This window comes from Frankia sp. ACN1ag (genome assembly GCF_001414035.1).
Lineage (GTDB): Bacteria > Actinomycetota > Actinomycetes > Frankiales > Frankiaceae > Frankia > Frankia torreyi.
Genome location: NZ_LJPA01000020.1, coordinates 34,870 through 61,396, shown reverse-complemented (window position 1 = coordinate 61,396; position 26,527 = coordinate 34,870). Strand labels below are relative to the sequence as shown.

Sequence of the window (26,527 nt, the reverse complement as noted above, 5' to 3'; positions counted from 1 at the left end):
GAGGCGCCCGCGCAACATGCTGGGCGGGGGGCGGTGAGGCGCCCGCGCACCGTGCCGGGCGGCGGGGCCCGTGGTGGGCGGAGCGGCGTCAGGTGGGCAGGTAGCCGGGCAGGCCGCCCGGGCGCCGGCGGCGGCGCAGGACGACACGGCGCGACCCGTCGGGGAACAGGCGCAGGCGTTCCAGCTCCCAGTCGCCGAACTCGGCGTGCATCGTCAGGATCTGCACGGCCGCCCGGCGGTCCGTTCCTGGCGGCATGTACAGCTTCTGGTATTCCAGCTCGACCCCAGCCAAAGCGACCTGACCTCGACTTTGCGGACGATGGGACGGTTTGCCGACAATGGGACGGTTTGCCGACGATGGGACGGTTGCCGACGACGGAATGTGGCGGACGGTGCGACGGGCACGGGCGCGAGGTCCGGATGCTCCGTTACGGCGGGGGACAGGGCCACCGTTCGGCCCCACCACGTTAACCGTCCCGCTACCTCCCGCAAGGGACTGCGGCGCGTTGGGGGCCCGGCTGTTGCGGGTTCGTACCGGCCTGCCGATCATGACACGGCGGGCTGGCCGGCGCATCGGCGACGGGCGGGACTTCGGCGCACGCAGAGCGCCCCGGGGGAACGTAGGCCACGGGGCCGCATGGAGGAGGGCGCATGGCGGACTTCAGGACGCGGCGGGCCTCAGGGGACGTAGGAGAGGGTGAAGGCCAGCGTGGCGTAGAGCGTCATCGCCGCGGTCGAGGCGACGAGGGCGAACGTGAAGACTTCCCGGCGGGCGGTGACCAGCGCCGCGACCAGCAGGAACGGGAAGGCGCCGTAGACGTAGCGTTCCGCCGAGTCGAGGTTGCTGCCGGTGAGCACGGCCGCGAGCACCAGCGCGCTCCACAGCACGTAGGAGACCGGCAACCGCCGGGCCATCACCACCAGGCCCACCAGGGCCAGCAGCAGCCACGGCACGTGCAGGCCCGTGCCCAGCTCGCCGGAGAAGGCCCCGCGGGCGGCGTGCCACAGCACCGACAGGGGGTTGCCGGTGCTGCCGTGGCGGGCCTCGTCACGTTGGAGGGTGAACGGCGCCAGGCCGTCGCCGTAGGTCCGGGCCGACCAGAGCACGTAGATCGCGGCGCCGGCCGGTGCCGCGAGCACTGCCACCAGTCGGCGTAGCAGGTCCCGCGGGCCGATGCCGCCCGCCGGCGCGGCCCGTCCGGATCCGCTCGCCGCGGCGGCCCGCTCCGCCTCGTTCGCCGCAGTGGCCCGCTTCGTCCCGTTCGTCCCGTTCGCCGCGGTGGCCCGCCTCGCCCCGTTCACCGGGGTGGCCGTCGGGGGGCCGAGGCGGCGCAGACCGGGCCAGGGCAGTCCGCGGGCCGCCTCCACGGCGACGGGGACGGCCAGCAGGACGCCGAGCGGCCGGCACAGCCCGCCGAGCAGGGCGGCCGCGGCCGCGAGCTCCCACCGGCGGCTGCGCGCGCCGAGGAACACCGCCACCGCCAGCAGCCCGGCCAGCGCCTCGGCGTATCCCATGACCAGGACGAACGCGGGCGGCGCGAGGGCAGCGAACCAGATCAGCCGGAAGGTCGCGTCCGAACCGAGCCCCTCGAGGCGGGCCAGGCGGACCAGCGCCAGGGCGAAGCCGACGGCGCACAGGTTGACCACCAGCAGCAGCACGATGCCGACATGAGCACCGGCGCCCGGCAGGTGGGACAGGACCCGCACCAGCGTGGGCAGCAGCGGGAAGAAACGGCGGCTTTCACTGCCGGCGCCGCTGTAGCCGACCTCGGCGATCGTCTTGTACCAGCCGGCATCCCATCCGAGCAGGTCGGTGGTCTGCAGCCGGGCACCCTGGTCGCCGCGGGCGTTGTCGGCGATGAACTTCGTCATCGCCAGGGCGGCGCCGACGACCAGCCGGGCGGCGAGCCAGGCGAGTACGACCTCCCGCAGGCACCACGGGTCGTCCCGGCGGACCAGCGCGCGTCGCCGGCCCGCGGTGCGTCGGCGAGACGCGGATCGGGTGCCGTCGAATGGGACGGTGCCACCGGGTGGGACGGTGCCACCGGGTGGGACGGTGCCGGCCAGTGGGGCGATGCCTTCGAGTGGGGGAGGGGGGTCGCGCGGGATGGTGGAGTCGCCTGGGGCGGCGGGAACGGGCGGGGGGACGGCGGGGTCGTGCGCGGGGGGCGTCCCCGGCTCGGATGCCGGGCCTGGGCCCGGCTGTGGACCGGGGTGGGCGGACGTCCCCCGCGCGGTGGTCACTGCGCCTGGAAGCGCAGCAGCGAGTAGTTCTCGTACACCTTCGCCGGCAGGCCCTGCTCCATGACCTCGTCCGCATGCGGGCGGGCGTTCTGCAGGGTCCCGCGGACCTGCGTGCACAGCACCTCGTAGGTCCGGTAGGAGCCGGAGNCGGCGAGGAAGACGGTGTGCTGCGGGCCGGCCTCGGTCAGCGCGCGCCGTGCGATCGCCTGGCCGTCGGCCTTGGCGTTGCGATCCTCGTAGTCCACCCAGTCGACCCGGTCCGGTGGCGCGTAGGTCGGCACCACGTACACCTTCAGCCAGGACGGGACGGTGCGGGCGAGCCCCGGGCCGAGCTGGTCGGGGCAGACCAGCATGACGTCGCCGGGTCGCGCGAGCCGCTGGAGCACCTGGGCGGCCTCGCCGGCCTGCGACCGTTCCCGCCGGATGTCGGTGGTGCCGGCCAGCAGGCCGACCAGGGCCGCGACGGCGACGACCCCGTGGAACACCCGCCGGTCCCCGATGATCGTGGCACCCAGGCCGATGACGAGCAGGAACGGAACGAAGGCGGTAGCGGTGTACCGGTCGGCCCAGGCGTTGCCGACGAGCTTGCCGGCCGTCACCGCGACGACGAGGGTGCCCGTGGCCAGGAAGAACATCGTGCGGCCCGGTTCGAGACCGCGCAGGTCGATCAGGATGAACCGGCCGCCGGGACTGCGCCCGGCGATCCCGGCGGCGGCCAGGCCCGTGATGAGAAACAGCAGCAGGCGGCCGAGGGTCGTCGGTCCGCCGGCCCACTGGCCGTAGGCGTGGGAGATCGCCGCGTAGCTGGCCGGCTCGCCCCAGGGGGTGCCGGTGTGGGCGAGCTGGTTGAAGAAGTTCGGCAGCCACGGGGAGAAGACGATCGCGCCGCCGACGATGCCGAGCAGCCCGTAGACCGGCCCGCGCCGTTGCGGCGTCAGGTATCGGCTGGACGACGGGGACCGGCCGGACGACGGGGACCGGCCGGACGAACGATGGCTGCGCGCGCCGGGCGGGCGGCCCGTCGGGCCGCCGTTGACCGCCCCGGCTCCCGGCCGAGGCATGGCGGCGGTCGCCGGCATCGAGGAGACCGGCCCGCTCGGCGGCGACACCAGCCCCGGCGGCGACACCAGCCCCGGCGGCGACATCGCGGCGGTCGGCGGCGCCGCCGCGGTCGCCGAGGCCACGCCGAGCTGGCGGGCGCGGCGCGCGCGGTACCAGGGGCGCAGGGTGAGCAGCCCGGTCAGCCACACGGCGACGGTGAGCAGCAGGTACAGGCACCAGTAGTGGGTCAGCGCCAGGCAGCCGGCGGCGAGGGACAGTCCGATCACCGAGCGCACCGACGGCGCCCGCAGCACCCGCTCCAGGGCGAGTCCGCCGAGCGCGGTGAGCAGCACGATCAGGCTGTACATCCGGGTCTCGGTGCCGAAGTACAGCGCGAACGGCGAGGTCAGGTACAGCACGACGGTGACCTTCGCCGCGCGGGCGTTCACCACCCGGCGGGCCAGCACGAACAGCGGCCATGCCGCGGCGATGTTGATCACGGCGGACAGGGACCGGACGGCGAGGTTGGTCTCCCCGAACACGGCGATCCACCCGTGCAGCACCAGATAGTACAGCGGCGGTGAGCCGTCCTGCAGCAAACCGTCCCACATGGTCACGCCCGACCCGCCGAGGGGGAGTCGCGCGATGGCGACGCTCTGCGCCTCGTCGAGCCACAACGCCTGGTTGGCGGTGAAGCGCACGATGACCGCGGCGGCCACAAGCACCCCCACGACCACCGCGAACATCCGCCCCGCGCGGTCGGGCGCGTTCCCGACCCGGTCGACCGGCCCGGGGAGCTGCTCCGCCGGCCGGACCGCGACATCCGTCACGGTCAGTCCCTTCCGTCCACGTTGCCCGCGGTGCGGCGGGGTCAACCGGGCCACGATCCGGCCGACCAGGCAGGTCCGCACCCGGTGCAGGTCTCGTGCGGCAGCCCCCGCGCCGCGGCGATGCCGGGCGGGCGCGGGGGGCAGACCGCGGATTGCATGCCGGGGCGGTGGGCTGGCCACCGAAGCCGCCGCCAGGGCGCGCCTGGCGGGCGCGGAGCGTACCGTCCCGCATTCTGGCCGGGTCGGCCGCCGACGGCACGTCGAAGGCACCGCGCGCCGACGACCGAAGATCCCGGCCAGGTTCTTCGTCGGCGGTCGGCGGGTTCGACCCGGCCGGATGTCCCGGCGGGCCGAGCCGCCGCGCTCAGCAGGTCGGTCCGGGCGTCAGCGCTTGGCCGCGCCGCCGGACGACACCTCCTCGTGGTAGTCCTCCTCGACGTTGACCTCCCACACGTCGTGCTTCGTGCCGTCGATGATGTTCTCGACGGTCAGCATGGCGGTCAGCATCGAGTGGTCCTGGTTGTTGTACCGGTGCATGCCGTTGCGGCCCACCGGGTGCACGTTCGGCGTGTTCTCGGCCAGCCAGGCCCGAATGATATCGACGTTGCTCTTGTACTGCATGTCGTAGTACGGGTACGCCTTCGGCATCCGCACGACGTATCCCTGCTCGACCTGGGACGCCCGGATGAGCCCGAGCTCGACGAGTTCCTTGGTGGCCAGCTTGACGAGGTCCTCGTCCGAGCTGCTCCACGTCTCGTCGCCCTCGAAGACGAAGTACTCCAGCCCCAGACAGGTCCGCCCGTCCTTCACCAGGAACGGCGACCAGGAGGCGAAGTTCTGGATCCGGCCGACCTTGACCGTGGGGGAGTGGATGTAGATCCAGTTGTCCGGGAACCCGGCCGACTCCGGCACGACGAGGGCGACGGTGAGGAAGTCGCGGTATTTCAGCGCGTTCGCCGCGGCCAGGACGTGGTCGGGCACCGGCGGGTCCATCACGCGGACCAGCGACGAGAACGACATGGACGAGATGATCTCGTCGGCGGGGTACTGGTACTCGCTGCCGATGTCGGTGCGCGACGACTCCGGCGCGCCGGCGCCCGGGCCGTAGCCGCCGGTCACCGTGGTGGTGACGCCGGTCGCGCGACCGCCCTCGTGATGGATCTTACGGACCTTCTCCTCGAAGACCACCCGACCGCCCTGCTTGACGATCTTGTCGGTGGCGGTCTCCCACATCATTCCGGGCCCGTACTTGGGGTACTGGAACTCCTCGATGAGGGAGGTGATGTCGGTCTGGTTCCGCTTGGGCAGCACCGAGTTCACGATGGCATTCATCATGGACAGGCTCTTGATGCGCTGCGCCGCCCAGTCCGACGGCATCTCGCTGACCGGAACGCCCCACAGCTTCTCGGTGTAGGTCTTGAAGAACGTGCGGTAAAGCCGCCAGCCGAAGCGGGCCACCAGCCAGTTCTCGTAGTTGCTCTGGTCGGCCGGCGGACGCACGCGGGCCGCGGCGTAGGAGGCGATGCAGCGCGCCGCCTCCACCAGGCCCAGCCCGCCGAGCGCGTTCGTCGCCTTCAGCGGGTAGTCGAAGAACTTCCCGTTGTAGTAGATGCGGCTCGATCGCGGCCGGAGCAGGAAGTCCTCGTCCGGCAGGATCTCGTGCCAGAGCTTCTCGACCTCAGGCACCTTCGTGAAGAAACGGTGGCCGCCGATGTCGAAACGCCAGCCGTCCCGCTGCGCGGTACGGCTGATTCCGCCGACGACCGAGTCACCCTCGATAATCGTCACGGGCACGTCCCGTTTCACCAGCTCCCAGCCGGCGGACAGACCTGCCGGCCCGGCTCCGATGACGACTACCTCTGGCTTTTCGGTCACTGTGCCGGACCTCTCCTCAACACACCTTCATGGTCACTCCCGCGGCCGGATGCGGGGCATCGGCCGCCGGGGGCGCCGGACCCTGGGACCGGCCTCGGGGGGAAGTCTCGCATGCGGACGGGTGTGACCCGCCCGCACCCCCTCGCGGTCACCGGCTCGATCATCCGTGGTACATCCGGACTATTCCCCCTGTCCCCCCGGCGATCGGGTGAGTCCGTCGGCCGTGCCCCGGCCCGCCTCTGGCATCGTGCGGGCATGGGTTTGCCTGCATCCGGCCCGCGGCGGCCGGTCGCGGCGCGGCCCGAAGGTGCTGACCCGGGTCCGGACCGGACGCTGCCGGCGATCCTCGTCGGCTGGTGCGCCGTCGCCTGGGGCATCGCGGCGAAGGACGGCCGGTATGGCGCCTGGGCGATGGCCGCCGTCCTGCTCGGCACCGCCGCCGCCGCGTTCGCCACCGTCCGTCACCGCCCGCCGTCCGAGTCCTCCGTGTCCGCGTCCGCGGGCGTCGCCGCCGGCCGCGGGCGGGCGTGGGGCAATGCCTGGCTGCTCGTCGCGATCACCGTCGGGTTGGGCCCGATCGTGCGCCATCCCCGCTACTACGCCGCCGGGCCGCTGGCCGCCGCGGCCGACGCGCTCGCGATCGTCGCCGGTCTGCTCGCCGCCGCCGTCCTGGTGGCGCTGTCCGCACGGCCGGCCCGCGGGAGACCGGTGCCGGCGGGTCTCGCGGCGGCGCGGCGGGTGCTCGGCTCGCCCGCGCTGTTCTGGGTCGTGCTCGGCCTGGCGGGAGCCGCGGGGGTCGCCACCATCCGGGCGGCGCCCGCGCCCCGCATCGACGTGTTCCACCTGCTGCAGGTCTCCACGTCGGGGCTGGCGCACGGCGCGGACATGTACCGCCAGCAGTGGGCGCCGAGCCGGGCCGCCTACCCCGTCGACGGCCTGTTCGACGTCTACCCCTACCTGCCGCTGACCTCGGTGCTGCTCGCGCCGTCGCGGCTGCTGCTCGGCGACGTCCGCTACGGCCTGCTCCTGGCGCTCGCGGCGGCGGCGATCTGCGCGCGCCGCCTCGCCACCGGCCCGCGCGGCGGAGACGGGACGGTCCGCGACGGCGGTGCCGGCGATGCTGGTGCCGGCGGGGCTGGTCGGGGCGGCGCGGACGGGAGGGTGGTTGCGGTCGCCGTGCTGCCGCTGCTGGTCGTGATCCTGCCCGAGTCGATGTACGCGTTGCAGCAGTCGTGGACCGAACCGCTGCTGGTCGCCTGCCTGGCGGCCATGGTGCTGGCCGTCCGGGGCGGCCACGGGCGCACGGCGGTCGTCGCCCTCGCCCTCGCGCTGGCCACCAAGCAGCACATCGCCCTGCTGCTGCCGGTCGCGGCGGCCTGGCCGCGGTTCGGCCCGCGCCGCACGGCGGTGGCCGCGGGCGCCGCCGCGCTGCTCGTCGTCCCGTGGGTGCTGGCCGGACCGGGGGACTTCGTCGACGACGCCGTCTGGACGAACCTGCACTACCGGGTGCTCGGCCATTCCCTGTCCGTGCCGGGCTGGGCGTCGCACTTCGGGGTCACGCTCGGCTTCGCGCCGGCCGTGGTGGCGCTGGTCGCCGCGTATGCCGCCGCCTGGCGGGCGCGCGGCGACGCCACCGGATTCTGCCTCGGGGCCGCGCTGGTCCTGCTCGCCGTGGACCTGATGAACAAGCAGACGTTCTTCAACCACTACACGCTGCCGATGGGCCTGCTGGTCCTGGCCGCCGCGGCCGTCGGTTCCGGCCGCGGCGGCCAGGACGCGGGCGTGCCCGCCCAGGCCGCCGCCGGTCAGGGGAGCGCCGCCGGCGAGCCCGGCGCCGCCGGTCAGCGCAGGGTGGAGAAGCGTTCCAGCGACGCGCCCTCGTAGAGATTGCGCCGCTCGACCTGGACGGTCCGGTCGCGCAGGGTCGCGAGCTGGTCGGACAGCACCGCGCAGGCACCTTCCAGGAACCGGTACCCGTCGGCGCGCACGAGCAGCACCGCGTGGTCGGGGCCGGCGAGCTCGTTGACCTCGGCGGCGAACGTCGTGCCGTTCGCCCGCTGCATCCGGTCGGCGTAGTCGACCCAGTCGACGAGCGCCGGGCCGGTGTTGTCCGCGTACACGATCTCGCGGACGGTCAGCGGGCCGTGCCGGACCAGCGCCCGGTGCACGGCCGGGCCGAGCTGGTCGGGGCAGAAGGCGACCACGTCGCCCGGCCGCGCGAGCGCGCCGATCCGTCCGGCGATCTCCCCGGCCTGGGTGCGTTCGGTGCGGGCGAGCTGCCAGCCGCCGACCAGCCCGCTGAACACGGCCACGACCAGCACGATCGCCCGCACCCGTGTGCCCGGAAGCTGGGCGATGCCCAGGGAGGCCAGCAGCAGGCAGGCCGGCAGGGCGATGCCGGTGTACCGCTCGGCGTACGCGCTGCCGCCGAACATGTTCACGAAGTACGCCAGCACCAGCGGCAGCAGCCAGATCGCCGCCAGGTAGCGGCCCGGCACCCGGCCGGTCACCCGGACCGCGAGTTCCCGCCTGCCGACCGGCCGGGCGGTCAGGCCGATGAGCGCCCCGCCGAGCAGCACCACGCCGAGCAGCGCGCCGGTCGACTGCGGCCCCGCCCAGTCGAACACCGTGTCGAGCAGCACCTGGGCCTGCACCTTCGGCGCCCACGGGGTGCCGGTGTGCAGCATCTGGAACAGGAACGACGGCATCCATGGGGCGAACAGCGCCGCCGAGGCCGCCATCGCCGCGAACGCCCGCAGCGTGACCCGGCGGTAGTGCGGGCGCCGGTGAGCCTGCACCAGCAGGAACGCCGCCACCGTGAAGATCACCAGGAACGTCCAGTAGTGGGTGTAGACCAGCGCCGCCGTGGCCAGCGTCAGCGTCGCCAGCCGGGGCAGGGTCGAGCGTTCCAGCGCGCGCACCGCCGCGAACCCGAACACCAGCACCAGCAGCACGACCAGCGAGTACATCCGGGTCTCGCTGCCGTAGCGGATGGCGTACGGGGAGCAGGCGAACATCAGCAGCGTCGCCACGCCCACCCACCTCGGGGCGTCCCGCTCGCCGTTGCCGGCGGCGAAGGCGATGCGCCCCACCCGGCGTCCAGCGAGCCACGCCAGCGGCAGCGTGAGCAGCGACAACACGCCCGACAGGGCCCGGACCGCGATGTCGCCGTCACCGAAGACGCTGATCCAGCCGTGCAGCAGCAGGTAGTACAACGGCGGTGAGCCGTCGTGGCGCAGCGCGTGGAGCAGGTCCGGCACCGGCCGGGAGGCGATCGCGACCGTCAGCGACTCGTCGAGCCACAGGTGGCTCGGCGTGGCGAACCGCATGACCGCGCCGACCGCGACCGCGACCGCGACGGCGGCCACCAGCAGCCGCGGAACCTGCGGCACGATCCAGGCCCCCGCCGCGCGCCCCAGCCGCTCGACGCGCCCGACCCGACGCCGCCGATCCACCGGTGCTCGATCCCCGGGCGCCGCCCCGCCGGAGGGCGCTGCTGGTGGCGGGGTCGTCGTCGGCGTCGTGGCTGGCGCTGGAGGCGGCGGTGCGGGCGTCGTGGTCGGCACCGTCGCCGGGACTGCGGCGGTCGCTGTACCGGCGGCGGTCGGCGCCGTCGCCGGAACGGCGGTGCTGCCCGTGTCGGCGGCGTTGGCCGGGGGGACGGCGGTGCTGGCCGTGTCGGCGGTGCTGGCCGTGTCGGTGGCGGTGCTGGCCGTGTCGGTGGTGGTGGTGGCCGTGTCGGCGGTGACGGGGACGGTCGCCACGTCCGCGTCGCCCACGGGGCTCTCGGGCGGGTCGCCGTCCGGTGCCTGCCGGGGCGCGCGCGGACCGGGCAGAACAGTCGGGCCGGACCCGGCCTCCCGGCCGGCGGCTGCCGTTCCGGGTGCGTCTGCGTCCACGATGGGAACGCTACCCATCCTCATACTGCACGATCTTGCCTCCCATCGGGGACCCCCGGCTCGTCGGGGGTGGCGCTGGCTCTCGCGGCGACGGCGTCCACCGGCCATCGGCCCGCCGTCAGCCTGTCATCCACCCGTCACCCCGGCGCCGGATGCCTGCGCGCGCAGTGCCGCGACCCGGGCCCGGAGACGTTCGAGGTCGTCCCCTGCCCCCGCCCCGACGGACCCGACGCCGCCGCCGGAACGGGCGACGTCCGGGCCCTCGCGCTTTAGTTCTGCGCGCTCCAGTCCTGCGCGCTCCAGCTCTGCGTGTTGCGGGCCTTCGCGTTTCGAGTCCTGGCCGTCGAGCTCCTCGTCGTCCAGCTCCTCGTCGTCCTCGGCGAGCTGGCCGGCGATCTCCCCGGCCAGCAGGGCGGCGAGTGACGTCAGGCGCCGCCGGCCGCCCGCGTTGCGCACCGCGTGGCGCACCGCGGGGCCGTTCACGGCGACGATCGACAGGTGCGTCGCCGCCCGGGTGAGCGCGGTGTAGATCAGCGGGCGGGTCAGCATCCGGCCGGCCTCCGGGGGAAAGACGGCGACGACCGCCGGCCACTCGCTGCCCTGCGCCCGGTGCACCGTCACCGCCCAGCCGTGCCGCAGATCGCCGAGGATCCCCGCGGGCACCTCGACGACCCCCCCCGGGAAGGCGACCCGCAACGCCCCGCGTTCGCCCGCGGCGACGACGGTGCCGATCTCGCCGTTGGCGAACCCCACGTCGATGTGGTTGGCCGTCGCCACCACCCGGTCCCCGACGTCAAATCCCGACACCGCGCCCGCGCCCGGGTTGAGGACGCGTTTGAGCGCCGCGTTCAGCGCCCCCGTGCCGGCGGGCCCGGCATGCACCGGCGTGACGACCTGGATGTCGGCGACGGGGATTCCCAACGCCCGCGGAATCGAGTCGGTGACGAGCTGCACGGTGCGGTGCGCGGCCTCCCCGGAGCTGCTCGAGGGGACGACGACGACCTCGCGGCCGGGGCCGGGCGGGGGCGGCGGCAGCTCCCCGCCGCGCACCGCGGCGGCCATCAGCGCGATCGCCCCGCCGTCGACCTGCCGGTAGAGCCGGCGCAGCTCCGTCACCGGGACCTCGCCGGACTCCAGCAGATCGGTGAGGACCTGGCCCGGTCCGATGCTCGGCAACTGGGCGGGGTCCCCGACGAACATCAGGTGGGTGCCCTCGGCGCAGGCGTCGAGCAGCGCGGCGGCGAGTTCCGCGTCGAGCATCGACGCCTCGTCGACGACGACGAGATCGGCGTCGATCGGGTTGTGCTCGCCGCGGGCGAAGCCGCCGCCGCGGCCCTGCGCGCCGAGCAGCCGGTGCAGGGTGCTCGCCGGCGCCCCGCACAGCTCCTCCAGCCGCTTGGCGGCCCGACCGGTCGGCGCGGCGAGCGCGACCTCGGCGTCCGCCGCCCACGCCAGGCGGACCACGGCGGCGACGGTGCGGCTCTTGCCCGTCCCCGGCCCGCCGGTCAGCACGCTGACCCCCGACTCCAGGGCCGCCCGGGCCGCGGCGAGCTGGACCTCGTCCAGGCCGCCCACCGGGTCGTCCCCGGACCCGCCGGACGATCCCTGCAGGCCGGTCGGGCCGGTCGGGCCGCCGGCGTCCGCGGCCTCGGACGTCCCGTCCGGCCCGGCGTCGCCAGTCGCCCGGTTCCCGCCGCTCGGCGGGTCGTCATCCGCGGCGTCCTCGTCGTCGAACATCAGCGCGGTCGGCGGCGGCCCGGCCGCGGCGGCCACGGCCTGCGACCCGTCGTCATCGTCGTTGTCGTCGTCCTCGTCCGGGCGGCGGCGGACCCTCGGCGCGCCCGCGCGCAGCGGCTCCGCGGTGGCCACCAGCCGTTCGATGCCGTCGACGATGGACTGCTCGGCCATCGCGTAGCGCTCCAGCGCGATCCGGTCGCCGACGGCGATGATCCGCCCGTCGTCGAGGGCGGCGTCCAGCGCCCGGTGCGGATCGGCCACCCCCTCCCGAGCCGCGGCCTGCAGCACGGCGTCGACCGGGCCGGCGGTGTCCCCCGCCCGCGTCGCCGCCCGGCCCAGCAGGTGGGTGAGCACCGCGGGGCCGCGGCGCGGGTCGTCTCGGCGCAGCCCGCGGCGGCGGGCGAACCGGTCGGCCTGGCCGATCTCGGCCTCGGCGGCGGTCAGCAGCATCCACGGGTCGGCCCGCAGGGCCTCGGCGGCGGTCGGGCCGAGCCGCTCGGTGGCCCCCCGGGCGAGGCGGGCCGGGAGGTCCGCCGCGACGAGCAGTTCGACGACCGCGTACGTGCCCGCGGCAGCGCGGAAGCTGTCGGCGAGCCGGCGGGCCCGCGGGCCGGTGACCCCCTCGACGGCGCCGAGCCGGCCGAGGTCGACGTGTTCGGGCCGGGTGATGCCGGCGGCGGGCAGGCGGGCGGCCGTCGTACGGCCCAGCCCCGGCCACAGCGCGGCCTCGCAGAACGCTGCGAACACCGTCGTCGGGTCCACGGCTGCGTCGGCATCGACCGGGTCGGCTCCCGGGGCGGGACCGGCGGTGTGGGCGGCTCCCGGGACGGGATCGGGTCCCGGAGCGGCGGCGGTCGGGTACTCGTCGGGCATGCCGGGAAGCGTAACGACGCACCACTCGGCGCCCGGCGAAGCCCGCTGGGTAGCGTGGTATCACCGGTGGCCGTGCCAGGGCGCGCCGTGGTCCGGACCCGGCGTGTCCGGCGCCACGGCCTCGCGTCGCGCCTGGTCGGCCACCCGCGGGTCCGGTGGCGTCGCGGACCCGTCCGACCTCGAAGGGACCGACCGGTTGACCACTGTGTTGCTGGTCCGCCACGGCCTGACCGCCGTCACGGGCAAGATCCTCCTCGGCTGGACCCCCGGCGTCAGCCTGGACGAGCGTGGCCGGCGGCAGGCCTCGGACCTGGCGGGCCGGCTCGGGGACATCCCGCTCGCCGCGATCGTCAGCAGCCCGCTCGAGCGCTGCCGCGAGACGGCGGGCACGATCGCGGCCCGCCGCCCCGACGGCCCGACGGCTCCCGGCGGGGTCCAGCCGGTCGCCGTCGACGAGCGGTTCGGGGAGTGCCGCTACGGGGACTGGACCGGGCAGGAACTCGCCGTCCTGGCCAAGGATCCGCTGTGGGCGGTGGTGCAGAGCCATCCCAGCGCCGTGGTCTTCCCCGGGCCCGAGGGTGAGGCGCTGCGCGACACCCAGGCCCGCGGCGTCACCGCGGTGCGGGAGTGGAACGACCGGCTCGGCCCGGACGCGACCTGGCTGCTGTGCTCGCACGGAGACGTCATCCGCACGATCGTCGCCGACGCCCTGGGCATGCACCTCGACATGTACCACCGCATCACCGTCGACCCGTGCTCGCTGACGGTGATCCGCTACGGCGAGCGGCGACCGTTCGTCCGGCGGATCAACGACATCGGCGGCGACGTCGCCGAGCTGCTCCCGCCGCCGCCCAAGCCCGAGGGGGAGGCCGCCGCGGGCGACGGCGGGGACGGCGGGGACGGCGCCGCCGGGCCGCCCGCCGGGGACGGTGCGGCGCCCCGGCCGGCGCTCAGTCCCGACGAGGTCGTCGGCGGCGGCGCCGGGTCCTACCCGCCCCCCGCCGGCGGGGGAGCGGTCTGAGCGGCCATGGCGCGTCGGATACACGTCTTCGACCCGCCGGAGCGGTTCGTCGCGGGCACCGTCGGCTCGCCCGGCGCCCGAGGGTTCTACCTGCAGGCCCGGGACGCGGCGAGGCTCGTCACGGTCGCGGTCGAGAAGGCCCAGGTCGCCCTGCTGGCCGAGCAGCTCACCGAGCTGCTCGACGAGCTGGGCCGGCGCGGGGTCGCGATGGGGCCGGCCGAACCCGTCGGCGCGCCCGACACGTCGCCGCTGGAGCAGCCGATCGAGGCGGAGTTCCAGGTCGCCACGATCGCCCTCGGGTGGGATCCGCGCGGCAGCCGGGTCGTCGTCGAGGCGCAGGCGGCCGGCGGCGAGGAGTCGGCGTCGGGGTTCAGCGACGACCCGGACGGCCCCGATGCCCTGCGGGTGCTGCTCGCGGCGGGCCCCGCCCGCGCCTTCGCCCGCCGGGCGGGGCGGCTCGTCGCCGCCGGGCGCCCGCGGTGCCCGCTGTGCGGCCTGCCGCTCGACGAGGACCACGTCTGCCCGCGGCAGAACGGGCACCGGCACTGATGCGCGCCATGCGCCCGCACGGCCTGCGGGACAGGCCTGGTCGGGCGCCGGTCTCGGGGCTCGGCCGGGGGCGCGGCGTGCGGGTTCGCCACGGAGAGACCCCGGTCACCACCCGGACCCGGCGACAGAGCCGGCGCGTAGCGGACACACTGGGCTGATGGGCGTTCCCGCGGCGGGTCCCCCTCCGGGGCGGCGGCTGCCACTCGATCCGATCGACGGCGGCGGCCTCGACGCCCCCGCCGCGCTCGACCTGCTGCGTCGCGGCGAGCTGGCGGTCAGCGCCAGGCTCGCCGACGCCAGCAACGCGACGCTGTACTGCGACATCACCGCGGGCGACGTCGCCGGCCGCTGCGTCTACAAGCCGGTGCGCGGCGAACGGGCGCTGTGGGACTTCCCCGACGGCACCCTCGCCGCTCGCGAGCTGGCCGCCTACGAGGTCTCCGCGCACCTCGACCTCGGGATCGTGCCGCCGACGGTCCTGCGCGACGGCCCGTTCGGCGAGGGCATGGTCCAGCTCTGGATCGACACCGACGTCACCGTCGACCTGGTCGCCCTCACCCGCTCCGACGACCCGCAGCTACGCCGGATCGCGTTGTTCGACGCCGTCATCAACAACGCCGACCGCAAGGGTGGGCACCTGCTGCCCGCGCCGTCGGGGCGCATCCACGGCATCGACCACGGCGTCACCTTCCACACCGAGGGCAAGCTGCGCACGCTGCTGTGGACGTGGCGGGGCCGCCGGCTGGTCGCCGAGGAGACGGCCCTGCTCGGCTGCCTGCGCGAGGCACTCGCCGGCGACCTTGGTGACCGGCTCGCCGAGCTGCTCACCGTCGCCGAGTCCGGCGCGCTGGCCGCTCGGGTGGAGCGGCTGCTCGACGAGGGACGCTTCCCGCTGCCCTCGGGGGACTGGCCGCCGATCCCGTGGCCGCCGTTCTGAACCGTCGCCGTTCGGAACCGCCTGCGTTCCGCATCGTCGGTTTACTGACGGTGATGTTGCGATCTGTGTCCGTTTTCGCAGGTCGGTTACGGGATGGTTACCCGTCTTGTGCCCGCCGGCGGAACGGTTCGCGGTTACTCTGACACGCATGCAGGCGTGGCCATCTCCTCCGATACGTCCACTTCCAGGCTCCGGCCGGCCCTTGCGGATCTTCGACACGGCCACGTCGAGTGTGCGGGCCCTGGATTCCGCGCCCACGGCCCATCTCTATGTCTGCGGCATCACGCCGTACGACGCGACGCATCTGGGTCACGCGTTCACGTACCTGACGTATGACCTCGCGCAGCGGGTTCTGCGGGATTCCGGGCATGACGTCCTTTATGTGCAAAATGTTACGGACGTCGATGACCCGTTGCTCGAGCGTGCCNACCGGGACGGTCTGGACTGGCGCGACCTCGCCGCCCGGGAGATCGCGCTGTTCCGCGAGGACATGACCGCGCTGCGGATGCTCGCCCCGGACTCCTACATCGGCGTGGTCGAGGCGATCCCGATGATCGTCGACATGGTCGCCGAACTCGTGGACCGGGGTGCGGCCTACCACGTCGACGACGACCTGTACTTCTCCGTTGCCGCCGCCCCCGCGTTCGGTGACATTTCCCACCTGTCCCGGGCCGAGATGCTCGCGATCTGCGCCGAGCGCGGCGGCGACCCGCACCGCGCCGGCAAGAAGGACCCCCTCGACCCGCTGCTGTGGCGGGCGCAGCGCCCCGGGGAACCGTCGTGGCCGTCCCCGTTCGGCCCCGGCCGGCCGGGCTGGCACATCGAGTGTTCGGCGATCGCCCGTCACCACCTCGGCGGCGTCGTCGACATCCAGGGCGGGGGCACCGACCTGTCGTTCCCGCACCATGAGTGCAGTGCCGCGCACGCCGAGGTCGCCGCCGGTGCCCGCCCGTTCGCCCGCAGCTACGTGCACACCGCGATGGTCAGCCTCGACGGCCACAAGATGTCGAAGTCGCGCGGCAACCTGGAGTTCGTCTCCCGGCTGCGCCGCGCCGGGACGGACCTGGCCGCGCTGCGCCTCGCTCTGCTGGACCACCGCCACACCGCGGGCTGGGAGTGGACGGCGGGCCTGCTGGCGGACGCGGTGACCCGGGTCGAGCGGTGGCGGGCGGCCGTCGCTCTGCCCGCCGGCCCGGACGCGGCGGGGGTGCTCGCCGCCGTCCGGGAGCGGCTCGCCGACGACCTCGACGCCCCCGGTGCCCTCACCGCGGTCGACGCCTGGGTCGACGCGGCGCTCGCCGACGCCGGCGGTGGTTCTGCCGGCGGCGGTTCTGCCGGCGGCGGTTCTGTCGGCGGTGGATCTGCTGGCAGTGGTTCGGCTGGCGTCGGTTCGTCTGGCGGGTCCCTTCGCGGTTCCGGCGGTGCGGCGGGTGCTGGGGGGGAGGCGCCCGCACTGGTCGCGAGGCTCGTTGACACACTGCTCGGTGTAGACCTTGAACCCGTCCGACCCAGAGGGAGCTGATGGATGGGGGCTCACCACCGCAGTACAGATCCCGGAGCAGCGACCGAACGGCCCGCCTTCGACGAGGTCGCCCACGGCTACGACCCGCGCCAGGTCGACGACTACCTCGCCACGCTGTGGCGGTACGCCAGCCAGGTGACCTCGCGCGCGGCCGCCGCCGAGAGCGCGCTGAGGCACGAGCGGGAGCGCAACGTGGGCGTCACCGGCACCGAGGCGTTCGCCGCCCAGGCCGGCGGTCGGATCGGGCAGATGCTCGCCATCGCCCAGCGGGAGGCCGACGAGATCATCGACGGCGCCCGCCGGATCGCCGAGTCCGCCCTGGAGGAGGTGATCGAGGACGCCGGGGCGAATCATCCGATCGTCCGCGAGGCCCGCGAGCAGGCCGAGAAGCTGCTGCTCGACGCGGTGGAGGAGAGCCGTCGGCTCGCCGTCGAACGCCACCGGGAGCTGGCGGACGAGATCGCCCGCAGCTCCGCGTCCCTCGACGCGCTTCGCCACCAACAGGGCGAGATCATCGGAGCGGTCCTGCGGCTGCGCCGCATCCTCGGCTCCGACGATGTCGACCGCGCCCTCACCGACCTCGCCCGGGCCGGCACGGCCCCGCCGGAGGCGGGCGACGGCGACCCCGCCGCCGGCGGCGCGCGGCAAGGTTTCGTCCCTGGCACCTCCACCGCGCAGGACGGTGCCGTCCCCGGCGCTTCGGCCGCGCAGGCGACCGGCGGCGGCTTTCCGGGCGGACCGGACACGATGACTCCGACGGCTCCGACGGCTCCGACGGCTCCGTCGGTCGTGGACGGGCCGTCGATGCCGTCCACGCCCCCCGTGGGCGTCCCACCCCGGCCGCCCAGGGTGCCCGGTAGCCCCGACGGTCCCGGATCCTCAGCCGCTCCCGGATCCTCAGCCGCCCCGGGATCCTCAGCCGCCCCGGGCCAACACGGCGCCGCCCCGCAGCACGGGACCGGTCAGCAGCATGGGACCGGTCAGCACGGTGCCAGCGATCACGGCGGCGGATCGTACGGCGCAGGCCGGGGCGAAGCCGGGCCGCACGGCACCGGTCAGCACGGCCCGGGCTGGCCGGCGGCCGCGGGTGCAGATGGGGCGGACTGGGACGCTGCGGGCGCCTTCGGCTCGCACGGCGGCACCGCCGGGAACGGGTCCGCCGGAGATGCTCTCGGCCCGGCCGTCGGCGCTGGTGCTGCCGCGGCGGCCGGTCGGGTCTCGGGCCGCCTGGGTGCCGCCGGGCTCGGCCGGCGCCCTCCTGGCCGGCATCGGCAGGGTGAGGTCGCCGACGCCGAGCCGTACCCGGCGAGCGCCGCGCAGTGGGAGCCGGCGGCCAGCACCGCCGGCGTTCCCTTCCGCCGGGGCGCCGACGAGGACATCATCGACGCCGAGATCGTCGAGGAGTAGGGCACCGCCCCTGTCCGCACACCCCAGTCCGCGGCGGCGGCACCGAGTTCCACGCGCCGCTCCGCCCGACCGGGACCCTCCGGGCCCGGCCACCCGGCCACCCGGACCACCCGCGCCACAGCCAGGGCCGACCGTGTGGCGGGCCGACCACGCTGGCCGCCCGCCCCGGCCGACCACGCTGACGGCGGTCGGCCGGGGCGGGTCGGACCGTGCGACGGGCCGGCGGGCGGAGTCAGGGCATGAGAGAAATCACTGCCCGCGGCGCCGCAGGTAGCGCTCGAACTCGCGGGCGATCGCGTCGCCGCTGGCCTCCGGCAGCGCGGTCTCCGGCTCCCGGGACTCCAGCGAGCGGACGTACTCGGCGACCTCGGTGTCCCCGGCGGCGAGCTCGTCGACCTGACGCTCCCATGCCTTGGCCCGCTCCGGCAGATCCCCGAGCGGAATCTCGATGTCGAGCAGGTCCTCCACGCGCCGCAGCAGGGCGAGCGTCGCCTTCGGGCACGGCGGGTTCGCGACGTAGTGCGGCACCGCCGCCCAGAACGACACCGACGCCAGCTCCGCCCGGGCGCAGGCGTCGCCGAAGACGCCGACGATGCCGGTCGGACCCTCATAGCGGGACGGCTCCAGGCCGAGCCTCGCCGCCGTCGCCGCATCCCCGGCCGTCCCGCTGATGGGCACCGGACGGGTGTGGGGAGAGTCCGCGAGCAGCGCACCGAGCGAGATCACCATGTCGCTGCCGAGGGCATGCACCGCCTCGATCAGCTCATCGGTGAAGCCGCGCCAGCGCATGTTCGGCTCCAGCCCGCGGATGAGCACCAGGTCCGTCTCCGACTTCGGCGGCCGCGCCACCGACAGCCGGGTGGTCGGCCAGGTGATCTTCCTCGACGCCCCGTCGGTTCCGCTCACCGTCGNCCGGTTCACCTGGAAGTCGTAGTAGTCGTCCGGGTCGATCGCGCCGATCACCCGGGCCTTGAACGCCGTCTCGAGATGCTCCACGGCGGCGGAGGACGCGTCGGCGGCGTCGTTCCAACCCTCGAAGGCCGCTACCACGACCGGCGACCGCAGTTGACCGACGCCGGAAAACTCGATCACCTACCACCTCCTGCCGCCCAGCGGCGGCCCACTGCCCCCGTGACAGTGCAACGGTACGTCCTCACGGAGACGACTCCTGCCCAGAGCCGACATCCGTTACGTCAGCCCTCCTTGCATCCGGTGGGGAACCTGCCCTCGCCCGCGGCGAACCTCCGCGGGACCAGTCTGCCGGTGTTCTCGTGGGAACGCCTTTCCTCGGTCTGTCGATGGCAAACGACGCCGGGCGGATCGGACATCCGTTCCGGATCGACGCGGTGGCTGCACCGTACCGGCTCCTGACGAGTACCCGCTGTCGCGGGAAGGCCAACGGCCGCGGCGAGCACTGTCCACGTTGCGACACCCGCCCACTCCCGTCTCCCGGCCCGCCCGCCGGCTCTGGCGGCCGCCGCGTCCCCGTCCGCCCCGGCGGCGGCGCCGCGGGCCCGCGGCGCCGTGCCGCACCGGCTGCGGTGACTTCCGCGCCGCCCGTCCTACCACCTTCCTGGATGTTCCCGTTCACCCGGCCATCTCTGGCGGAGTTCACTCGGCCACCGGTGGCAGCGTCGTCGCCAACCGACGCCCGGGCGATCACATTCCCGGCCGCGAACGCCGGCCCGAGGGCGGCCGCGGGGCTGCCGCGATCGGCGCCTGCAGCGGACTGCCCCGGTGGGGCGCCCGCCCGCACCGGGGGAGACGGCGCCGGGGTTCGCGGCGGGGTCGCCGACGGATTCCCGACGGTCCGCTGTCCGTGCTGTCGCGACGTGTGCCGGGGGCCTCTGGCGCCATGGTCACCATGTTGCCGGGCCCCGCCCCCTTCCCGCGCGGCATTCCCGCCGAAGGGCGGTGTAACGAGGTCCTCAGGTCTCGGCCGCCCGGACGGGCCGAACCCCGCGTTCCGAGCCCGCTGGGCCGCCCGCCGCCCGCTGCGCGGCCGCGATCCGGCAGCATACGGGCAGGACCGGTCCGTACCGGGCAGAGCGGCGCCTCTCCAGACCGGAGGCCGGTCCCGCCCGGGCGGGACCGGCCGGCGTGGGCAGCCGGCGGCCGGCAGCCGCGACCCCGCGTCCGGGCAAGGCACGTCCGACCCGCGCACCCGGAACCGTCCGGAGCGCACCGATTCGAGCTGGGAGCACAACGTGGGAAGCCTCGCGGCGGTCTTCTTCGACATGGACGGCCTGCTCGTCGACACGGAGCCGATCTGGACCGTCGCCGAGCACGAGGCGGCGGCGCGGCTCGGCGGCGAGTTCACGTCGGCGATGAAGCGGGCGATGATCGGCCACGGCATCGACACCGCGGTGCCGATCATGGTCTCGATGCTTGGCCGGCCGCCGTCCGACGTCCCGGCCACGGCGCGGTTCCTGCTGCGACGCTCCGCCGAGCTGTTCCGCGAGCCAGGCGTGATCGTCCCGCAGCCCGGCGCCGTCGAACTGCTCGCCGTCCTGCGAGAGCGGGGCGTCCCGGCGGCGCTGGTCTCCTCGTCCTTCCGGGACCTGATGGACCCTGTGCTCGGCGTCATCGGTCGGGAGCTGTTCGCGACGACGGTGGCCGGCGACGAGGTGAGCCGCCGGAAGCCGGATCCCGAGCCCTACCTGACCGCCGCCCGCATGCTCGGCGTGGACCCGCGGCGCTGCGTCGTCCTGGAGGACAGCCCCTCGGGCGCGCGCGCCGGTGTGGCCGCCGGCTGCGCGACCATCCTCGTCCCCTCCATGCCCGATCTCCTCGACCCCACCGCCACCCCGCCCACCGCCACCCCGCCTGCCCCGGCCCCGCCCACGGCCACCCCGCGTCCCACGGCCACCCCGCCTGCCGCCGTCCCGCCTGCCGCCGTTGCGTCGGATGGAGCGCCGTCCGCCCTCGCGGGGTCCGACGCGGCGTCAGCGGACGCCCTCGAAGTGCCCGCAGGCCTCGCCGCGATCGTCGCCAGCCTGCACGACGTCACCCTCGACCTGCTCGACGAACTGCTGGGCGCCCATCCGGTCGGAACCTGACCGTGACCTCTGCGAGCGCGAGCGCGCGGCGCACCATCTCGGCGACGCCGGCCGGACCGCCCAGCACATCGGCCCAGGTGAAGCGCAGCAGGGTCCAGCCAGCCGCCAGCAGGTCGTTCTGCCGCATGCGGTCGCGGAACAGCGCGCGTGGCTGGCGGTGATAGGCGGCGCCGTCCGCCTCCACGGCGACCAGCCGGCTCGGCCAGGCCAGGTCGAGCCGGGCAACTGGACGGCCTCCCAGCGTCGGGACCCGGTCCGGCGGCTCGTCCGGCGTCCCTTCGAGGGGATCGACGCTCGTGGACCCCGTCGGCCTGCCCCGCTCCGTCGGGCTGGCGGGGTCCCACACCTGCCACTGCAGCTCCTCCGGCGGCAGGCCGGCGTCGAGCAGCAACAGGCGTAGCCGCGTCTCCAGAGGTGACTCGGCCCGACCGTCGGCGAGCGCAAACCAGTGCCGGCGGGCGACCACTCCCCGGCGGCCGGCTGCCGGCCTGAGTACGGCGTCGATGTCCGGGACCCGCCCCTGGTGCAGCGCGGCGTCGAGCAGGCTGACGGCGGTCTCCCGATCGCTGTCCAGGACCAGGTCCGCCAGTGTGCGCTCGACGGTGGTGACCGGGATGCCTCGCCGGAGCTGCCGCTCGTCGGGGCGCAGGGCACCGAGATGCCGGATGAGGTTGTCGATGCCGGCGGCCGCGTGAGCGGACCGGGGGAGCAGAAGGTGAACCGGCTCGCGCGCCGTGCCTGTCTGGTCGAGCCCCGGCAGGCCCAGGAGCCGGGCGGCGGTCACGCCGCAGACGACTGCCTCTGGCCGGCCGACCAGCGCGGCCCGCACCGGTCCGCGCAGCGGGTGCGCACCCGGGAGCAGGACGGTACCGCGGAACGGCGTGGAGCAGCCGGCGCCCCGGACCAGGCGATCGAGTTGCCGGCGGGTCAGACCCGCCTGCCGGATCTGGGTCCGGGTGAGCATGCCGTCCTGGCGGGCGGCGAGCCGACGCAGGGAGAGCGGAAGCGCGGGAAGGTCCACCCGGCCAGCCTGGCGGGTATGTCGCCTTCTGGGCAGCGGCACTCGGCCAGCTGTGGATGAGCCGGAGGCCTGTGGACAAGGGCACCTGCGGACGAGGATTTCGCGGGAAGGCTCCTTCGGTAATCGTCCGTGTACATAATCGTGCCGAGGGTTCGGTACGGTTTTTCGCCCGAAAACCGTACCGAACCCTCGGCATGATGTGGCANCAATCTGGCCGCGCCGCGCTCGGGGTGGGGCGACGACGGGCTGGGTCGGCTCGGCTTGGCCTGGGATGTTCCGGCCATGTCGACGGTCGCGTGGACGGGTGCGTGGACGGGTGCGTCGACGGTCGCGTGGACGGGTGCCGGCTGGCTGTCGCGGTCCGGTGCGGGTGCCTGGCCTCCCGCGAGTAGGAGGGCCGTGGGCGCCGCAAACCCCTGGGCGAGGTCGCGGGTGCGCCTGTCGCGGCTCTGGCCCAGCTCAGGTGGCGGAGATGGCGCGCAGGACGTCCATGCGGGCGGCGCGGCGGGCGGGGAAGACGGCCGCGAGGATGCCGAGCAGGACGCCGACGATGATGACGATGATGATCGTCTGGACCGGGTAGGCGAACGTGCTGATGCCCTGGGAGGCCAGGGCCTTCGTGAGGGCCCAGCCGAAGATGCTGCCGACGACGACGCCCAGCACGGCGCCGAAGACGGAGATGATCGTCGACTCCATGACGACCATGGCCCGCATCTGCCCGCGGCTCATGCCGACGGCGCGCAGCAGCCCGATCTCCCGGGTCCGTTCGATCACGGACAGGGCGAGCGTGTTCACGATGCCGAACAGTGCGATGATCACCGCCAGGGCCAGCAGGACGTAGATGAAGCCCAGTAGCTGGTCGATCTGCTTCTCCTGCTGGGCGACGAACTCCGACTGGTCGCGTACCTCCACCGTGGCGTACGGCTTGACGATCTTGTCGATCTCGGCGCGCACGGCCGCGGGGTCGGCCCCGTCGGCGCGTTTGACCAGCACGAACAGGTCGAGGTCGTCGGTGGTGTGCCGGGCGAACTGGCCGGTCGAGATGATCCACGAGCCGGCCACCTGGCTCTTCTTGTACGTCCCGGCGACGGTGAGGTCCTGGGTGCCGTTGGGGAAGGTGACGGGGATCTTCTGCCCGACGCCGAGGTGGCGGTCGGCGGCGACGCCGTCATCCACGAGGATCGTGCCGTCGCCGAGGGCGTGGAGGTCTCCGGCGACCTTCTTGAGGGCCAGCACCTTGGGCAGGCCGGCCGGATCCCCGGCGAGCACCTGGGCGTCGCGCCCGCCGATCTTCGCCAGGCCACCGCGCAGCCCGGTCGCGACCTCGATGCCGGGCTTCCCGGCCAGATCGCGTGCCACCTGGCCGCTGAAGCCCTGGCCGAAGCCCTGGGCGGTCAGGAAGAAGTCGGCGCCGAGGCTGTCCTGCACGGTCGTGCGCACCGACTCCTTGATCGACTGTCCGAGGATCGAGAAGGCGCTGACCAGCGCGAGTCCGATCATGAGGGCGGAGGCGGTCGAGGAGGTGCGTCGCGGGTTGCGCATCGCGTTCTCCCGGCCGAGCCGGCCCGTGGTGCCGAACAGCGAGACGAACGGCGCGCCGAGCACCCGGATGATCGGGCCGGACAGCAGGGGCGACAGGGTGGCGATACCGAGGAAGATTCCCGCGGCGCCACCCCCGACGGCGGCGGCTCCCGACTTGCCCGCCGACGCGGTCCCGAGGACGAGCAGCAGCACCCCGAGCGCCGTGAGGGCGGTCCCGGCGACGGCCCGGGTGCGCAGCGAGCGCGTCGGCAGCACGTAGGTCTCCCGCATCGCCGCGATCGGCGGCACGGACGCCGCCTTGCGCGCCGGCACGAAGGCCGCGGCCGAGGTGATCAGGATCCCCACGCCGTAGGCGGCGATGATCGTGCGCGCCTCGAAGACCAGCGAGCCGCTGGGCAGATCCACGCCGAACGCCCCGACGGCCGCCCGGAGCAGCACGGCGAGCCCCGCGCCGAACAGCAGCCCCACGCTTGCGCCGGCGAAGCCGACCAGAGCCGCCTCGACCTGCAGCGAGATCTGCACCTGACGCCGGCTGGCGCCGATCGCCCGCAGCAGTGCCAGCTCCCGCACCCGCTGCGCCACCAGCATCGTGAAGGTGTTGAAGATGATGAACGCCCCGACGAACACCGAGATCGCCGCGAAGATCAGCAGGAAGGTCGAGAAGCCGCTGATCGCCTGCTGCACGGCGCTGGCGTTCTCCTCCGAAAGCTGCGTGCCGGTGATCGCCTCGATGCCGGCGGGGAGCACGGCGGCGACCCGCGCGCGCAGCTCCGGCTGGCCGAGGCCGGGGACGGCCGCCAGGTGGATGGAGCTGAACTGGCCGGGGGCCAGCAGCACCCGCTGGGCGGTGGCGGTGTCGAACGCGGTCACGGCGGCGCCGCCGAGGCTGTCCTGCCCGGCGACCCGGAACGTGCCGACCAGCGTGTATGTCGCCGGTGCACCCTTGGTCTGCACGGAGATCCGCGTTCCGAGGGCGAGATGAAGGTCCCGCGCCGTCGCCCGATCCACCGCGATCTCGCCGGGACCAGGGGCGCGGCCCTCGGCGAGCTGCTCGGACGCGGTCGGCTGGCCGCCCGTCCAGTTTCTGCCCAGCCCCGGCGCCCCGCCCTCCTTCGCCGGCTTGCCGGTGCGCGGGTTGATGAGCACCGCCTGGCCGTTGACCGACCCGACGGCCGCGCGCACCCCGTCGACCCTGGCCACGGTGTCGAGGATCGACGCGGGCAGCGGCGGTCGGCCGGAGTCGCTCGTCGGGTCGATCTGGTTGACCGCTCGGACCGCGACGCTGACGTTCTTGTTGATGTCGGCGAACAGGCTGTTGAACGTCCGGTTGAGCGTGTCCGTCAGGACCAGGGTGCCAGTGACGAAGCTCACGCCGACGACAACCGCCAGCATGGACAGAGCGAGCCGGACCTTACGGGCCAGCAGGCTCTTGAGGGTGGCGCGCAGCATCGACTCAGGCCCAGCCCGCCGACCCGGGCCCGTCCGCCCGGTAGCCGCCCGGGGCGCCGTAGCCGTCCGGGGCGCCGTAGCCGTCCGGGGCGTCGTCATCGCGCGGGCCGGTGGGGCGCGGCACCGGCCGGCGCCGCGGGTCGCCTGCCGGGCCACCGTAGCGGCCGCCGCCCGGCCCGCTCCCGTCCAGCGGTCCGGTCGCGTCCAACGGCCCGGTCTCGGGCCCGGGAACGGGGTCGAACTCGCCGGTGAACGGCTCGGCGTAGCGGCCGTCGTAGGGCGCCGGCCGCGCCGGCCGGCCATCGTTGCCGTAGCGCTGGTCGGGGTAGTCGTAGTCGCCGTACCGGTCGTCGCCCTCCGGGTAGCCCCGTGGGCGGGGCGCCGCGCCGTAGTCGTCGTGGCGGGCGCGGTCGCCCTGAGGCTCGCGGTCCGCGGGACGCGCGCGGCGGGCCCGGCCGTCGCGGTCGTCCCGGCTGTCATGGCGGTCCCGGCCGTCCCGGCCGTCGTGGCGGTCCCGATCGTCGTGGCGGTCCCGGCCGTCCCGGCCGTCCCGGACGTCGTCGTAGGCGTCCGCTTCGCCGGCCGCGTCGGCGCCGTCGGGGAGCAGCCCGCGCTGGGCGGCGTCGAGGTGCTTCATCCGGTCGAGCACCTCGTCCGCGGTCGGCTGCTCGATCGCGTCGACGAGCCGACCGTCCGCGAGGAAGATCACCTCGTCCGAGTAGGAGGCGGCGGTGGCGTCGTGCGTCACCATGACGATCGTCTGCCCGAGCTCGGTAACCGAGTCCCGCAGGAACGACAGCACCTCGGCGCCCGAGCGGGAGTCCAGGTTGCCGGTCGGCTCGTCGGCGAAGATGATCTCGGGCCGGGTGACGAGGGCGCGGGCGCACGCGACCCGCTGCTGCTGGCCGCCCGACAGCTCGCTCGGCCGGTGCCCCAGCCGGGGGGCGAGGCCGACCGCGTCGACGACGGTGCGCATCCACGCCTGATCCGGAGCGCGGCCCGCGATGCTCAGCGGCAGCGTGATGTTCTCCGCCGCGGTCAGCGTCGGCAGCAGATTGAACTGCTGGAAGATGAAACCGATCCGGTCCCGGCGCAGGCGGGTGAGCTCCTTGTCCGACAGCCGGGACAGGTCGACGTCGCCGATGAACACCCGCCCGCGGGTCACCGTGTCCAGGCCGGCCAGGCAGTGCATGAGCGTGGACTTCCCCGAACCCGACGGCCCCATGATCGCCGTGAACCGGCCGCGTGGGAAGTCCAGGTCGATCCCGCGCAGCGCGGTGACGGTCGTGTCCCCGGTGCCGTAGACCTTCGTCAGACGGTCGGCGCGCGCCGCCGGGACCTGGCCGCCCGTGCCGCCGGGATTGCCCGCGATGCCGGCGGCGGGCTGCTCGCGGCGGTCGTCCCCGCGCTCGGTGGTCCGCGCCACCCGCTGCGGGCGACCGGGCGGAGCGCCCCTGCCCGCGTCCCGCCTCCCGCCTGGGGATGATCCGGTCCGTCGGGCCATCGTGACGTCCTCTCCTC

General features: G+C 74.6%; 17 protein-coding genes and 2 pseudogenes. 8 read left to right on the top strand and 11 right to left on the bottom strand.

Annotated elements, in window-relative coordinates:
• Positions 1 to 88: 88 nt before the first annotated feature.
• The 4 genes from UK82_RS18680 to UK82_RS18665 form a co-directional block, all read right to left on the bottom strand.
• Positions 89 to 292: a DUF5703 family protein gene (locus UK82_RS18680; RefSeq protein WP_009737761.1), complete on the bottom strand. Its 204-nt coding sequence runs from the start codon at positions 290 to 292 to the stop codon at positions 89 to 91.
• A gap of 386 nt (positions 293 to 678) precedes the next feature.
• A complete protein-coding gene (locus tag UK82_RS18675) occupies positions 679 to 2,244 on the bottom strand; it encodes a hypothetical protein (protein WP_055408403.1) in 1,566 nt (521 codons plus the stop codon).
• A 148-nt stretch (positions 2,245 to 2,392) separates the two neighbouring features.
• On the bottom strand, positions 2,393 to 4,115 hold a 1,723-nt coding region (locus UK82_RS18670; RefSeq protein ID WP_236706114.1), incomplete at its 3' end, for a glycosyltransferase family 39 protein.
• A 384-nt stretch (positions 4,116 to 4,499) separates the two neighbouring features.
• Positions 4,500 to 5,990 carry an NAD(P)/FAD-dependent oxidoreductase gene (locus UK82_RS18665; protein ID WP_044885195.1) on the bottom strand — a complete coding sequence of 497 codons (1,491 nt, stop codon included), beginning with the start codon at positions 5,988 to 5,990 and terminating at the stop codon, positions 4,500 to 4,502.
• A gap of 255 nt (positions 5,991 to 6,245) precedes the next feature.
• Between UK82_RS18665 and UK82_RS18660 the strand changes: the two genes are divergently transcribed.
• On the top strand, positions 6,246 to 7,874 hold the full coding sequence (locus UK82_RS18660) for a glycosyltransferase (protein WP_236706113.1): 1,629 nt from the start codon (positions 6,246 to 6,248) through the stop codon (positions 7,872 to 7,874).
• Here UK82_RS18660 and UK82_RS18655 read toward each other — a convergent pair.
• Together UK82_RS18655 and UK82_RS18650 are read right to left on the bottom strand one after the other, a co-directional pair.
• Positions 7,832 to 9,889 carry a hypothetical protein gene (locus UK82_RS18655; RefSeq protein WP_396230590.1) on the bottom strand — a complete coding sequence of 686 codons (2,058 nt, stop codon included), beginning with the start codon at positions 9,887 to 9,889 and terminating at the stop codon, positions 7,832 to 7,834. The two genes, UK82_RS18660 and UK82_RS18655, sit on opposite strands and share 43 nt — an antisense overlap.
• Before the next feature lie 126 nt (positions 9,890 to 10,015).
• Positions 10,016 to 12,499 (bottom strand): AAA family ATPase, encoded by a 2,484-nt coding sequence (locus UK82_RS18650; protein WP_083507249.1) that lies wholly within the window; start codon positions 12,497 to 12,499, stop codon positions 10,016 to 10,018.
• A gap of 196 nt (positions 12,500 to 12,695) precedes the next feature.
• On the opposite strand from UK82_RS18650, the gene UK82_RS18645 reads away from it, so the two are divergent.
• From UK82_RS18645 to UK82_RS18625, 6 genes and pseudogenes are all read left to right on the top strand, one after another.
• Positions 12,696 to 13,520 carry a histidine phosphatase family protein gene (locus UK82_RS18645; protein ID WP_044885247.1) on the top strand — a complete coding sequence of 275 codons (825 nt, stop codon included), beginning with the start codon at positions 12,696 to 12,698 and terminating at the stop codon, positions 13,518 to 13,520.
• A 6-nt stretch (positions 13,521 to 13,526) separates the two neighbouring features.
• Positions 13,527 to 14,069, top strand: coding sequence for a DUF3090 family protein (locus UK82_RS18640; RefSeq protein WP_055408399.1), 543 nt, complete (start codon positions 13,527 to 13,529; stop codon positions 14,067 to 14,069).
• Positions 14,070 to 14,226: 157 nt separating this feature from the next.
• Positions 14,227 to 15,006 carry an SCO1664 family protein gene (locus tag UK82_RS18635; RefSeq protein WP_044885198.1) on the top strand — a complete coding sequence of 260 codons (780 nt, stop codon included), beginning with the start codon at positions 14,227 to 14,229 and terminating at the stop codon, positions 15,004 to 15,006.
• Positions 15,007 to 15,154: 148 nt separating this feature from the next.
• Positions 15,155 to 15,433: pseudogene (locus tag UK82_RS38620) on the top strand (cysteine--1-D-myo-inosityl 2-amino-2-deoxy-alpha-D-glucopyranoside ligase); the annotation flags it as partial.
• Between the two features lies 1 nt (position 15,434).
• A partial coding sequence (locus UK82_RS18630; protein ID WP_236706112.1) for a cysteine--1-D-myo-inosityl 2-amino-2-deoxy-alpha-D-glucopyranoside ligase occupies positions 15,435 to 16,528 on the top strand: 1,094 nt, incomplete at its 5' end.
• Positions 16,529 to 16,531: 3 nt separating this feature from the next.
• Complete coding sequence (locus UK82_RS18625; protein WP_055408395.1) at positions 16,532 to 17,935, top strand: DivIVA domain-containing protein; 1,404 nt, start codon at positions 16,532 to 16,534, stop codon at positions 17,933 to 17,935.
• Positions 17,936 to 18,184: 249 nt separating this feature from the next.
• Here the strand turns inward: UK82_RS18625 and UK82_RS18620 are convergent.
• Positions 18,185 to 18,846 (bottom strand): annotated as a pseudogene (locus UK82_RS18620) (PAC2 family protein); the annotation flags it as partial.
• A gap of 1 nt (position 18,847) precedes the next feature.
• Positions 18,848 to 19,027: PAC2 family protein (locus tag UK82_RS38615; protein WP_236706111.1), on the bottom strand; the 180-nt coding region annotated here is incomplete at its 3' end.
• Positions 19,028 to 20,172: 1,145 nt separating this feature from the next.
• Here UK82_RS38615 and UK82_RS18615 point away from each other — a divergent pair.
• Positions 20,173 to 20,994 carry an HAD family phosphatase gene (locus UK82_RS18615; RefSeq protein ID WP_396230592.1) on the top strand — a complete coding sequence of 274 codons (822 nt, stop codon included), beginning with the start codon at positions 20,173 to 20,175 and terminating at the stop codon, positions 20,992 to 20,994.
• Here UK82_RS18615 and UK82_RS18610 read toward each other — a convergent pair.
• The 3 genes from UK82_RS18610 to UK82_RS18600 form a co-directional block, all read right to left on the bottom strand.
• Complete coding sequence (locus tag UK82_RS18610) at positions 20,942 to 22,015, bottom strand: type IV toxin-antitoxin system AbiEi family antitoxin domain-containing protein (RefSeq protein ID WP_055408389.1); 1,074 nt, start codon at positions 22,013 to 22,015, stop codon at positions 20,942 to 20,944. The genes UK82_RS18615 and UK82_RS18610 overlap by 53 nt on opposite strands.
• Positions 22,016 to 22,474: 459 nt before the next feature.
• Entirely contained in the window at positions 22,475 to 25,006 is a 2,532-nt protein-coding gene (locus UK82_RS18605) for an ABC transporter permease (RefSeq protein WP_044885199.1), read from the bottom strand.
• Between the two features lie 4 nt (positions 25,007 to 25,010).
• Complete coding sequence (locus UK82_RS18600) at positions 25,011 to 26,510, bottom strand: ABC transporter ATP-binding protein (RefSeq protein ID WP_055408387.1); 1,500 nt, start codon at positions 26,508 to 26,510, stop codon at positions 25,011 to 25,013.
• Positions 26,511 to 26,527 lie beyond the last annotated feature (17 nt).